Origin of the sequence: Prevotella sp. FD3004 (assembly GCF_000746155.1) — a bacterium.
Classification (GTDB): Bacteria; Bacteroidota; Bacteroidia; order Bacteroidales; family Bacteroidaceae; genus Prevotella.
The window spans coordinates 72,222-85,123 of sequence record NZ_JQKR01000011.1; the positions used below are offsets into that span (position 1 = coordinate 72,222).

Consider the following 12,902-nt stretch of genomic DNA (forward strand, 5'->3'; position numbering starts at 1 on the left):
ACTTTTACTTCTTCCAAGCGTCGATAATACCCTTGAAGTCAGCAGCCTTCAGTGATGCACCACCAATCAGACCACCGTCGATGTCGGGCTTAGCAAACAGCTCAGGAGCGTTGCTAGCCTTGCAGCTACCACCATAGAGGATAGTAGTGTCGTCGGCTACTGCCTGACCGTACTTCTCGGCAATGATTGAACGGATGTAAGCGTGAATCTCCTCAGCCTGCTCTGCAGTTGCAGTCTTACCAGTACCGATAGCCCAGATTGGCTCATAGGCGATAACGATCTTGCGGAAGTCCTCCTCGGCGAGGTTGAATACTGAACCCTCGAGCTCGGCCTTTACTACCTCGTTCTGCTTGCCAGCCTCACGCTCCTCCAGGCTCTCACCGATACAGAAGATAACCTTCAGATCGTTCTTCTGAGCCAGCAGCACCTTCTCCTTCAGGATCTCTGGAGTCTCCTTGTAGTACTCACGACGCTCTGAGTGACCCAGGATCACGTACTGAGCACCAGTGCTCTTTACCATCTCGGCGCTTACCTCACCAGTGAAAGCACCCTTCTCCTTGTCAGCGCAGTTCTCGGCACCCAGACCGATGATGTCCTGATCGAGGAACTGTGCGATAGAAGCGAGGTGAATGAATGGAGTGCAGATTACTACACCACAGTTGGGCTTGTCAGCCTTGAGTGTCTCGTTGAGCTCTTTTGCAAGAGCGATACCATCCTGGAGATTCATGTTCATCTTCCAGTTTCCTGCTACAATTTTCTTTCTCATAATTCTTTTTTCTTTATTTAAAGGGTTATATTTCTTATTTTTCTTTCGGAGCCATTTGCTCCAAGCCCAGAGGCGGTCTGCGATGGTGAGCAACACCAGTGGCAGGACAAACCATGTGAGCAGCCAGAGTATTTTGGTGGGGACGCTGTCCGAAGGCATCTTCCCGAGTCCGGAGTCTTCGAGCCGCTCTGTCAGCTCTTCCTCCTCGGGCAGAGCATTATGACTCCACTTGCGAATCACCTTACCGTCTTTCAGCAACATCAGCCCAGGGTTCGAACGGATGACCGTCTTCAGCGTGATGTCGTCGGTATGACAGAAGGGATATTCCGCTCCCGTCATATCCTGCCAACGCGTGATGGCTTTTTCTGAGCTGGCTGTGAGGCAATAGAAAGGATAGCCTTGCTCACTGCTGTAGTCGTAGATACGGTTCAGCTCGTCGAGCTGTGAGTCGTCGGCCTGCTCCAGATGAGGTGCTATCAGCAGGAAGGTGTATCCCTCGCTGTTGAGCACTTGTTCTGTGATGTCCTCGCCCTCGTCGACTGTTTCTATAAAAAAGTCGGTGTAGGGAGTATCCTCGCCATCCATCATCTTCTGCCACCCCTCTCTGAGGTCGGCTCCGATATGGTAGGGACGGAAGTCGAACTGGGGCAGGGTATAGAGGCTGCGCAGGGCTACGAACAGCAGAATGAATACGCCAGAGTAGTTGAACACAATCCATTGGTTCGACTCGCTGATAAGTCTTGGCATTTCTAAGGGCCATCGCCAGACGATAACTGCTAATGCCAATAGTATTACATTCTTCCAGAACGTCTGCCAGTTAGTGAGCACGAGTGCGTCGCCGAAACATCCGCAGTCGTGTATGGGCTCGGTCCACGCCAGCCAGAGCGTCAGCAGTGTCATCATCACCATGATAGCCAGCACAACTTTCGATACCAGTCGGCGCCTGATGGCAAAAAGCAGACAGATGCCGAGCATGAACTCGGTGCCCGAAAGCAATACCGATGCTGATAGCGTCAGGAAGTCAGGAACAAAATTCCCCAGTCCCATGGCCGTCAGATAATCCTGTATTTTGTACTGCGTGCCCAGCGGGTCTACAGCCTTGACAAAGCCTGATAGTATCAGCGTCACGGCTAGCATCAGACGGGCGATATTGACGGCAGCTTTCTTCACTCCGATAATTTAATTACTCCAAAGACCGCATAGTTGATGATGTCCATATAGTTGGCATCTATTCCTTCGCTTACTTTCAGCTTCTCGCCTTTCTCCGACAGATCCTCAATCTCCTTGATACGTTCTATCTTGGTGAGAATGAGGTCGGTATAGGAGCTTACACGCATGGAGCGCCACGCCTCGTCGTAGTCGTGGTTCTTCTTCTTCATCAGCTCCAGCGCTTCGTTGGCAAACTCGTCGTAGAGCTTCATGGCTTCCTCGTTCTCCATGTCTACGGTGTCTGCGAAGCCTTTGCTCAGTTGAATCAGTCCCACGATGCCATAGTTGATGAGGGCGATGAACTCAGGCCTGATGCCTTCGCCCACCTTCGATTCCTGTTTGATTTCCAGCGAGCGGATTCGCTTGGCTTTGATAAACAACTGGTCGGTGAGAGCCGTGGGGCGCAGGATGCGCCAAGAGGCTTTATAGTCGTGAAGCTTCTTCTCGAACAGGGCTCTGCATTCCGCTAAAGCCTGTTCAAACTGAGCGTTTGTTATTTCCATATTGGTCATATCGGGTGCAAAATTACAAAAATCTGTTGAAATGACCAAAACTATTCCTCTTTTTGTTTCTTATGGATATAGCGAATCTTCATCCCCAGGGTCTCTGCCTGTGTGCGGATGGAGTCTCGTTTGATTCTCGTTCTCGTCAGCAGGGTCAGCTCCTCAGGAGTAGCCTTTAAAGCTTTTTTGTCTTTTTCCACTTTCTGTTGTAGTGAGTCAAGCTCAAGGTTTGCTATCTGCAACAGACTGTCAGTCCTGAGCAACTCGTCTTGTGCTTTCTTGAGTTCCGTCTCCTGCTTCTCCTTCAGGGCCGCCTTACGACGATTAATCTCCTTTCTAGTATCTGTCTCGCCACATGCTATCAGCAGTGTGGTGGCCAGGACTATGATGATTCCTTTCTTCATGCCGTTTTGATGATTTACTGAATTCAGGGGCAAAGTTACTAACTTTTTCTGACACTCTGTGGTTTTCTGAAGCTCGTTTGAGCCTTATTAGTATAAAAAGTCTTAATTCTGCGCTTCTTCGTGCAGTATTTGTCGTGTTTCGCAGTTATGATGTTAGTGGTAATATATAAAAGACGTGTAATGAATAAGACTGTTGAGATGATGCTGATGACGCTTGTCATCGTTCTTCTGGCAATATTGATGGGGACTTTTGTGGCTTGAGAAATATTGAGACAAACCGTCTGCCTGAACATGCGTGTCGTCTGGACCGGGTGTTGAGACTATTTGAGTCAATACTTTGCCTAGAGTAAACTCTGACTTTACTCCGAGGAAAGCCTGAGTTTGGTACGTCTAAACCCCAAAATCCCCGTTTCCCCCTTTGGGAACTCTTATTTGCTGAATGTTCTCACCCAGCCAGTTTGCCAGAATCGTCAGCACAACAATCAATATAGGGTGCAGCGTCTTTTTCATTCCAATGTGACTGCAAAGGTGAGAGCTATTTTCCTAAATAAAAAAGAAAAAGGTGTGTAAAATGCGGATATGTGGGAAAAAATGTGTATCTTTGCAGCCTAAAATGAGAAGCAAAGGGATGAAACTATATAGCGACGAAGAACTAGCGGAGATATTAGATCAGGAAATATTCCATCAGATCAGTGATGCTGCAGACCGACTTGGGCTGGAGTGTTACGTGGTTGGTGGATACGTGAGGGACATCTTTTTGGAGCGCCCTTCAAACGATATCGACGTGGTGGTGGTTGGTAGCGGCATCTCTGTGGCTGAGGAACTGAAACGGATGGTGGGCAAGAAAGCGCATCTTAGTGTGTTCCGCAACTTTGGTACGGCTCAGGTGAAGTTTCGTCAGAAAGGTGTGGAGTACGAGGTGGAGTTTGTTGGAGCCCGTAAGGAGAGCTATAGTCACGACTCTCGCAAACCCGTTGTGGAAGACGGGACGCTGGAGGACGATCAGAACCGCCGCGACTTTACTATCAATGCGATGGCAATTTGCCTGAACAAAAAACGCTTTGGGGAACTCGTGGATCCCTTCAATGGACTTGCTGACCTCGAGGATGGTATCATTGCCACGCCTCTGGAACCTGGCATCACTTTCTCTGACGACCCCCTTCGCATGATGCGTTGCATCCGCTTCGCTACCCAACTGAACTTCAAGATAGAAGACGAGACCTTTGAGGCTCTTGAACGAATGGCCGACAGAATCAAAATCGTGAGTGGCGAGCGTATTAAGGACGAACTCAACAAGATTATACTCTCGCCCCAACCCAGTAAAGGTTTTGTTGATCTGCAGCGTTGCGGGCTTCTGAATATCATCCTGCCAGAACTCGCTGCTCTTGACATCGTGGAGCAGAAGAATGGTAGGGCACATAAGAACAACTTTTATCACACACTGGAGGTGCTGGATAACGTGGCCTCCAAGTCCGACAACCTATGGTTGCGATGGGGCGCGCTGATGCATGATATCGGTAAGACCAAGTCGAAACGCTGGGATCCCGCCATTGGCTGGACCTTTCATAATCATAATATGATAGGTGCGAAGATGGTACCTCAGATATTCCGTCGCCTGATGCTCCCGATGGACATGAAGATGAAGTATGTTCAGAAGCTCGTCGACCTCCACATGCGTCCTATCGCCATTGCCGACGACGAGGTGACAGACTCGGCTGTACGTCGATTGCTGAATGATGCCGGTGAGGATATCGAAGACCTGATGACCCTTTGCGAGGCGGATATCACGTCGAAGAACGAGGTAAGGAAAAAACTTTTCCTAGAGAACTTCCGTATGGTACGCGAAAAGCTTGCCGACCTGAAGGAAAAAGACTATGTGCGACTGCTTCAGCCCGTGATTGACGGTAATGAGATTATGGAAATCTTCCACCTCAAACCGAGTCGTGAAGTGGGTTTACTGAAGCAATACCTGAAAGACGCGGTGCTCGACAATAGGGTTGAGAACGAACGTGAACCGCTGATGGCGCTGCTCATGGAAAAGGCAAAACAAATGAAACTGATATAACAAAGAAAAAATGAGAAAACTACTAACCCTGATTGCTATTCTGCTTTCGATGCAGATGATGGCTAATCCTGTTGATGATCTGCTTGAACGAATCGATAAAGGCGCTTCTGCCAAGTTTAAGATTGAGAAAGTGACGAGTAAGACAGATTACTTCGAACTTGACCAGCAAGGACGGAAGGTTGTTGTAAGAGGCAACAACTGGGTGAATATCGCTTCTGGCGTCAACTGGTATCTGAAATACTATGCTGGCATCCATCTGTCTTGGAATCAGATGCAGGCCAAACTCCCTGCTGTGTTACCAGCGGTGAAGCAGCGAGAGCGGCATGAGACCAGCCTGTCGCAACGTTATGCTTTCAACTACTGCACCTTCTCTTACTCGATGGCTTTCTGGGACTGGAAGCGTTGGGAACAAGAAATCGACTGGCTCGCCCTGCATGGGGTGAACCTGCCCTTGGCTATCGTTGGCGAGGAGTGCGTATGGCGTAATATGCTGCTCAAGTTGGGGTATACAGAACAAGAGGTGGGCGAGTTTATCGCAGGCCCGGCCTTCCTGGCTTGGTGGGAGATGAATAACCTTGAAGGGTGGGGCGGTCCTCTGCCTCTCTCCTGGTATGCTCGTCAGGAGAAACTGCAGAAACAGATTCTTGCTCGTATGAAGCAGCTTGACATGCATCCTGTGTTGCCAGGCTATTGTGGTATGGTGCCTCACGATGCAAAGGCTAAATTAGGACTCAATGTCGCTGATGCAGGACTTTGGAACGGATTCCACCGTCCAGCCAACCTGTTGCCTACAGATCCGCGATTTGCTGAGATAGCCACTTTATATTATAATGAACTTACACGTCTATATGGTAAGGCTGACTATTACTCCATGGATCCCTTCCATGAGAGCGACGACGATCCTACCATCGACTACGCCAAGGCTGGCGAGGCTCTGATGGCTGCCATGAAACGTGTGAATCCCAAAGCGACTTGGGTGATCCAAGGGTGGACGGAGAATCCCCGTCCGCGGATGGTGGATGGCATGAAAACTGGCGACTTGCTGGTGCTCGACCTCTTCTCGGAGTGTCGCCCCATGTTTGGCATCCCCAGCATATGGAAGCGCGACGAGGGCTATAAACAACATGAGTGGTTGTTCTGTCTGTTAGAGAACTTTGGAGGAAATGTCGGTCTTCATGGTCGTATGGATCAGTTGCTCGATAATTTCTATACAGACAAGAAAAACTGTAAAGGCATAGGCTTCACGATGGAGGGTTCGGAGAATAATCCTGTGATGTTTGAGTTGATGAGTGAGTTGCCTTGGCGCCCAGAGAAGTTTACCAAGGAGGGTTGGATAAAAAAATATGTGAAGGCCCGCTATGGCGTAGAAGATCCGACTGTTGAGAATGCATGGATGATTCTCGTCCAGAGCATTTACAATTGTCCTGCAGGTAACAATCAGCAGGGCCCTCATGAGAGCATCTTCTGTGGGCGTCCTACGCTGAATAACTTTCAGGCTTCTTCGTGGTCGAAGATGAAGAATTATTACGACCCCGCAGATACCCGTGAGGCGGCACGACTCATGAATAGTGTGGCAGAGAAGTATCGTGGCAACAATAATTTCGAATTTGATTTGGTTGATATTACGCGTCAGGCTCTTGCAGATCAGGCTCGTTTGCAGTATCAGCGTACCATTGCCGACTATAAGGCTTTCAGTCGTAAGGATTTTGAAAAGGATGCACAGCGCTTCCTTGATATGTTGCTGATACAGGATAAACTTTTGGGTACACGTTCGGAGTTCCGTTTGGGACATTGGACGGAGCCCGCTATCGCTTGTGGCTCTACACCAGAAGAGAAGAGACTCTATGAATGGAATGCGCGTGTGCAGATAACCACCTGGGGCAATCGCTTCTGTGCAGATTCGGGCCTGCGCGATTATGCTCATAAGGAGTGGCAGGGAATACTGAAAGATTTTTATTACGTTAGATGGAAAACATACTTCGAAGCCCTTGCTGATCAGATGAAGGCTCAGACAGGTCCTCAGCCGGAATTACTGGGTGGCGGCCCTAATGCCACCAAAACTGCTGCCGAACTCTTTCAGATGGCTCTTCCTCAGGAGGTGAAACTCGATTACTATGCCATGGAAGAGCCTTGGACACTAAGTCAGAAACCATACTCGGCTGCCCCTGAGGGCTCGCCCGTAGACATTGCCAGGGAAGTAATGGAGTATATAAAATAAATCCGCGTTAATCCGTGCCTAAATATATGGAAAAGTCAAAACGGTTATTGAGTCTCGACATCCTGCGTGGTATCACTGTTGCAGGTATGATTCTTGTAAACAACGGCTGGGGGGAATCGTTCGAGATGCTCCGTCATTCTAAGTGGAACGGAATGACACCTTGTGATCTTGTATTCCCGTTCTTCCTGTTTATCATGGGAATCTCATGTTATCTCTCGTTGGTCAAGTCGGAGTTCAAGCCTACACCGCAGGTTGTCCGTCGTATTGTGAAGCGAACGGTACTGCTATTCGTTATAGGATTGTTTATCAACTGGTTCGACCATGCGATAGAAGGTGATTTCCTTTGTTTTGACCATCTCCGTATCTGGGCTGTGATGCAGCGTATTGCTCTTTGCTATGGTATCGTGTCGCTCTTTGCCTTGTTTTGCAATCATAAGTATACCATCCATGTCATTGTTGGCATTCTCGTTGTCTATACGGCCATACTCGTGTTAGGAAATGGATATGCATACGATGCAGATGTGAACATCCTGGCTCAGGCAGATTTGAAACTCTTTGGCTATGATCATATATATCACAAAAGCCCTGTAGATCCTGAAGGCCTATTGGGTACCATTTCTTCTGTAGCTCACGTATTGCTAGGTTTTTATTGTGGTATGCTTATTCGTCAGAAGGATACCGTCGAGAAGAAGGTCATTGCCTTATTTGTTGTGGGCACGGTTCTTGTGATTGGTGGCTATTTGCTATCATATGGTCTTCCTATCAACAAGCGTATCTGGAGTCCCAGTTACGTGATGATGACCTGTGGCTTGGCATCGTTGCTTCAGGCTTCCCTGATGTACGTGGTTGATATCCAGCAGAAAACTAAATGGACAACCTTCTTCCATGTGTTTGGTGTGAATGCTCTTGCTCTCTACGTTTCGAGTGAGTTACTGCAGATATTTTTGAAAAACGTCGGTATGTCAGAGATGATTTATAATGGTATTCATACAGTTATAGTTCCTTTGAAATGGGCCTCGCTTGTCTATGCCCTATATTTCGTGCTGCTCAACTTTGCTATAGGTTATATATTATACCGCAAGAAGATATATATAAAACTATAAAATAGGAAATAAACTTTGTTAAAATAGACTGACTGAGATATATCGTTAGATATATTTTTTGTACCTTTGCACCTCGGAAACTAGATGACGATATAAAGTTTTCGTTCTGTAAGCTTCATGGAATAATATATAATTACAATAATTTAAATTATGAAAATGAACAAGATTTTGATGTTTACTGCCGCAACGATGCTGTTGGCATCATGTGGTGGTGGCGGTGGTCGCCCCTCATTTGGCGACAACGAGTATCCTGTAGTAGAGGTGGGCACGTCGAGCACAACGATGCAGTCTACATATCCTGCAGTGATCAAAGGTGTACAGGATGTAGAGATTCATCCGAAAGTACAGGGATTTATTACCCAGATTAATGTGAAAGAGGGTCAGACAGTAGCTGCTGGTCAGATACTTTTCGTATTGGATAACGTGACCTATCAGGCTCAGGTGCGTCAGGCCCAGGCTTCAGTCAATACTGCTAAGGCTTCAGCTAATACAGCCAAGTTGAGTTTCGAGAATTCTCAGAAGTTGCATGAGAGTGGTGTGATTGGTGACTTTGAACTCCAGTCGGCTACTAATCAGTATGAGCAGGCAAAGGCTTCTTTGGCTCAGGCAGAGGCTGCTTTGTCTTCAGCTAAAGAGATGCTCAGCTTTTGTTATGTGAAGAGTCCCGCCTCTGGTGTCGTAGGTTCACTTCCTTATAAAGTAGGTACCCTTGTAAGTGCAAGTAATACTCTGACTACGGTGTCGAACATCAGTTCTATGGAGGTTTATTTCTCTATGACAGAGAAAGACGTACTTGAGATGGGCAAGAACGAGGGTGGTCTTAATGGCGCTATCTCTCAGATGCCAGCAGTAAAGCTTCAGCTTGCTGATGGTTCTATGTATGGTCTTGAAGGTACGGTTACGAAAATGAGTGGTGTGATAGATGCCGCTACAGGTTCTGTACAGATGATTGCCGTATTCCAGAATCCTGAGAAGTTGCTGAAGAGTGGAGGCTCTGGTACAATCGTGATTCCTCACAGCACCTCGTCGGCTATCATCATCCCCCAGTCTGCAGTGTCAGAGGTCCAGAACAAGAAGTTCGTTTACCTGCTTGGTGCAGAGAACAAGGTAAAGTACAGTGAGATTACGGTTAATCCACAGAACGACGGTATGAACTATGTTGTTACAGGAGGATTGAAGACCGGTGATAAATATGTGACTAATGGCATCACTAAGTTGACCGATGGTATGGAGATCGTTCCTATTACCCCCGAGCGTTATCAGCAGAAGATCGATGAGCAAGCTAAGGCCATGACTGCTGGTGATATCGTAGGCGCGATGAAGAAGTAACTTTGAAAGAAGTTAGTAGAAGTTAAGAAGTTAGAAGAAGTTAAGAAGTTAAAAGAATATGACTTTTACAGCATTTATCAAACGCCCGGTACTGTCTACGGTGATATCTATTGTCATCGTGCTACTGGGTTTCATCGGACTGGTCTCGCTTCCTATCGAGCAGTATCCGAATATTGCACCGCCTAACATCGTGGTGATGGGTAGTTACCCTGGTGCCGATGCTGAGACGGTGAAGAATGCCGTGGTTACGCCTCTTGAGGAGAGTATCAACGGTGTTGAGGGAATGGATTATATCACCTCTACTGCATCGCCGGGTTCGGCTATGATTCAGGTGATGTTCCGTCAGGGCATGAACCCTGATATGTGTGCCGTTAACGTTCAGAACCGTGTGAGTCAGGCCACTGCCCTGTAACCAGATTGGTGTGCGCGTGGTAAAACGTCAGTCGTCACAGGTGCTGATGTATTCGCTGACATCCGACGGACGTTATGACGACGAGTTCCTTACCAACTACAACGCTATTAATATTGTTCCTGCCCTAAAGCGTATCGAGGGTGTGGGTGATGCTTCTGGATTCAGCTCGAAGACCTACGCTATGCGTATATGGCTGAAGCCCGACGTGATGAAGCAGCACAGTCTGATTCCATCAGATATCACAGCCGCTCTGGCCGAGCAGAACATTGAGGCTGCCCCAGGTAAGTTTGGTGAGCAGGCTCCTAATGTGGCTTACGAGTATTCGATGCGTTATACAGGTCGTTTCCGTACTGCCGAGGAGTTTGGCAACATCATCATTAAGAGCGATGCTAACGGACAGACACTGAAGCTGAAGGATCTGGCTAAGATTGAGCTGGGCGGTGAAGGCTACTCGGTATCGATGAAGAACAATGGTGATCCTTCAGTAATGACCATGATTCAGCAGGTAGCAGGTTCGAATGCTAACGAGATTGCCAAGCAGGTAAAGGCTGAGCTGGAGTCGCAGAAGAAACTGATGCCACCAGGCATGGAGGTGAAGATCAACTATGATGTAACCGAGTTCCTCTACGCCTCAATCGAGGAGGTTGTATTTACCCTCTTCATGACCTTGGCTCTGGTATTCTTCGTGGTTTACATCTTCCTGCAGGACATGCGTTCTACGCTTATCCCTCTGATTGCTGTGCCTGTATCACTGGTAGGTACATTCTTCTTCCTGAATGTGATGGGATTCTCAATCAACCTGCTGGTACTGTCGGCTCTGCTGCTGGCCATTGCCATTGTGGTGGATGATGCCATCGTGGTGGTTGAGGCTGTTCATGCTAAGCTCGACCAGGGTTATAAGAGTCCGTTGACGGCCTCTATCGATGCCATGAACGAGATTTCAGGCGCTATTATCTCTATCACCCTGGTGATGGCAGCTGTGTTCGTGCCTGTATCATTCATCGGCGGAACATCAGGTACCTTCTATCGTGAGTTTGGTGTGACAATGGCTGTGTCAATTATTATTTCGGCAGTCAATGCTCTTACACTGTCGCCAGCCCTGTGTGCTATCTTCCTGAAGCCTCATGATAAGGAGGGTCACGAGAAGAAGATGTCGCGTGTGGATAGGTTCCACCAGTCGTTCAACGTGGCTTTCGATACCACTATCGGTAAGTATAAGAATATTCTGGAGAAACTGGTGCGCAAGCCATGGGCGATTATCGGCACCGTTGTTGTAGGTATCGCCGTGCTGGCAGTAACCTTCGTTACAACCAAGACAGGTCTGGTACCTGAGGAGGATACAGGTACGTTGTTCTGTACCATCTCTATGCCTCCTGCTACTTCTGAGGCTCGTACCAAGCAGGTTGTGCTGCAGGTGGATTCTATTCTGTCGCAGATTCCTGCTATCAAGAACCGTGAGATGGTTCAGGGTTACAACTTCATCGCAGGTGCTGGTTCCGACCAGGGTACGTTTATCATCAAACTGAAGTCTTTTGAGGAGCGTCAGAAAGGTCTTTGGTGGAAGATCAGTGGTCTCTGGCAGGGTGATGGCATCTATCGCTTCTTTATCAATCCATACGATGCTACAGGTGTAATTGCCCAGATCTTTATCAAGACGGCTCATATCAAGGATGCACAGATTCTGGCATTCTCGCCCCCAATGATTCCTGGTTTCTCTGCTAACTCAGGTATCTCGCTGGTTATGCAGGACCGTACTGGTGGCGATCTGAACCGATTCTTCGGTGTGGTTAAAGAGTTCCTGGTAGAACTGAATAAGCGCCCAGAGTTCCAGACGGCACAAACCTCTTACAATCCTGGCTATCCTCAGTACATGGTACATGTGGATGTGGCTAAGTGTAAGCAGGCAGGCATCTCGCCAACAGCTGTGCTCAGTACACTGCAGGGTTACTATGGTGGACTGTATGGTTCAAACTTCAACTCATTCGGTAAACTCTACCGTGTGATGATTCAGGGTGCTCCCGAGACACGTATGACACCCGAGTCGCTTAATAGTATATATGTACGTACACCCGCGGGAATGTCGCCTGTTCAGGAGTTCTGTAACCTGGAGCGTGTATATGGCCCATTGAACATTAACCGCTTCAACCTGTTCACATCTATCAACGTAACAGGTACTGTGGCTGATGGCTATTCAACTGGTGAGGCTCTGAAGGCTATTGATGAGGTTGGTAAGCAGGTGTTGCCTGCAGGTTATACCTATGATTATTCCGGTCTGACACGTGAGGAGGCTAAGGCGTCAAATACAACAGGTATCATCTTCCTGCTTTGTTTCGTCTTCATCTACCTCATTCTTTCGGCGCAGTACGAGTCGTACATCCTGCCGCTGTCAGTAGTACTCTCTGTTCCTTTCGGATTGGCAGGCTGTTTCCTCTTCACTCAGCTCTTCGGCCATGCAAACGATATCTACATGCAGATTTCACTGATTATGCTGATTGGTCTGTTGGCTAAGAACGCCATTCTGATTGTACAGTTCGCTTTGGAGCGTCGTCAGACGGGTATGGCCATCACATGGTCGGCTGTTTTGGGTGCTGCTGCCCGCCTGCGTCCTATCTTGATGACGTCTCTGGCTATGGTTATCGGTCTGCTGCCAATGATGTTTGCCAGCGGTGTAGGTAAGAATGGTAACCAGACGCTGGGTGCTGCTGCCGTAGGCGGTATGTTGATTGGTACAATCCTGCAGCTCTTCGTAGTGCCCACGTTGTTTGTTATCTTCCAGTCTATTCAGGAGAAGATCAGTCCGCTGAAGTTCGAGGACGAGGAGAACGCCGAGGTTGCCGCCGAATTGGCGCAGTATGCACACTCAAAACCTGTTGATTATGAATTGGAGAAGTAA

Annotated in this window: 7 protein-coding genes and 1 pseudogene; 5 read left to right on the forward strand and 3 right to left on the reverse strand. The window is 48.1% G+C overall.

Features of this window, described 5'->3' with window-relative positions; translation table 11 throughout:
- Positions 1-4: 4 nt before the first annotated feature.
- Genes tpiA through T325_RS02710 form a run of 3 tightly spaced genes read right to left on the reverse strand, consistent with a single transcriptional unit; the run spans position 5 to position 2,882 of the window.
- Positions 5-1,936, reverse strand: coding sequence for a triose-phosphate isomerase (gene tpiA / locus T325_RS12520; protein ID WP_369794027.1), 1,932 nt, complete (start codon positions 1,934-1,936; stop codon positions 5-7).
- Positions 1,933-2,487, reverse strand: coding sequence for a DUF1599 domain-containing protein (locus tag T325_RS02705; protein ID WP_036910234.1), 555 nt, complete (start codon positions 2,485-2,487; stop codon positions 1,933-1,935). Before T325_RS02705 ends, tpiA begins: the two co-directional genes overlap by 4 nt.
- 41 nt (positions 2,488-2,528) lie before the next feature.
- The gene (locus tag T325_RS02710; RefSeq protein ID WP_036910235.1) at positions 2,529-2,882 is read right to left on the reverse strand and encodes a hypothetical protein; all 354 of its coding nucleotides are present in this window, start codon (positions 2,880-2,882) and stop codon (positions 2,529-2,531) included.
- A gap of 628 nt (positions 2,883-3,510) precedes the next feature.
- Between T325_RS02710 and T325_RS02715 the strand changes: the two genes are divergently transcribed.
- From T325_RS02715 to T325_RS02735, 5 genes and pseudogenes are all read left to right on the forward strand, one after another.
- Positions 3,511-4,947 carry an HD domain-containing protein gene (locus T325_RS02715; RefSeq protein ID WP_036910236.1) on the forward strand — a complete coding sequence of 479 codons (1,437 nt, stop codon included), beginning with the start codon at positions 3,511-3,513 and terminating at the stop codon, positions 4,945-4,947.
- Between the two features lie 10 nt (positions 4,948-4,957).
- A complete protein-coding gene (locus tag T325_RS02720) occupies positions 4,958-7,165 on the forward strand; it encodes an alpha-N-acetylglucosaminidase (protein WP_036910237.1) in 2,208 nt (735 codons plus the stop codon).
- Between the two features lie 26 nt (positions 7,166-7,191).
- Positions 7,192-8,268, forward strand: coding sequence for an acyltransferase family protein (locus T325_RS02725; RefSeq protein ID WP_036910238.1), 1,077 nt, complete (start codon positions 7,192-7,194; stop codon positions 8,266-8,268).
- 150 nt (positions 8,269-8,418) lie between these two features.
- Positions 8,419-9,597 carry an efflux RND transporter periplasmic adaptor subunit gene (locus tag T325_RS02730; RefSeq protein WP_036910239.1) on the forward strand — a complete coding sequence of 393 codons (1,179 nt, stop codon included), beginning with the start codon at positions 8,419-8,421 and terminating at the stop codon, positions 9,595-9,597.
- Between the two features lie 58 nt (positions 9,598-9,655).
- Positions 9,656-12,902: pseudogene (locus T325_RS02735) on the forward strand (efflux RND transporter permease subunit).

Bases quoted from the DNA above. Each gene is read 5' to 3' on its own strand.
- T325_RS02730 (WP_036910239.1), top strand. From the start codon at position 8,419: ATGAAAATGAACAAGATTTTGATGTTTACTGCCGCAACGATGCTGTTG.
- T325_RS02705 (WP_036910234.1), bottom strand. From the start codon at position 2,487: ATGACCAATATGGAAATAACAAACGCTCAGTTTGAACAGGCTTTAGCG.
- T325_RS02720 (WP_036910237.1), top strand. From the start codon at position 4,958: ATGAGAAAACTACTAACCCTGATTGCTATTCTGCTTTCGATGCAGATG.
- T325_RS02710 (WP_036910235.1), bottom strand. From the start codon at position 2,882: ATGAAGAAAGGAATCATCATAGTCCTGGCCACCACACTGCTGATAGCA.
- T325_RS02715 (WP_036910236.1), top strand. From the start codon at position 3,511: ATGAAACTATATAGCGACGAAGAACTAGCGGAGATATTAGATCAGGAA.
- T325_RS02725 (WP_036910238.1), top strand. From the start codon at position 7,192: ATGGAAAAGTCAAAACGGTTATTGAGTCTCGACATCCTGCGTGGTATC.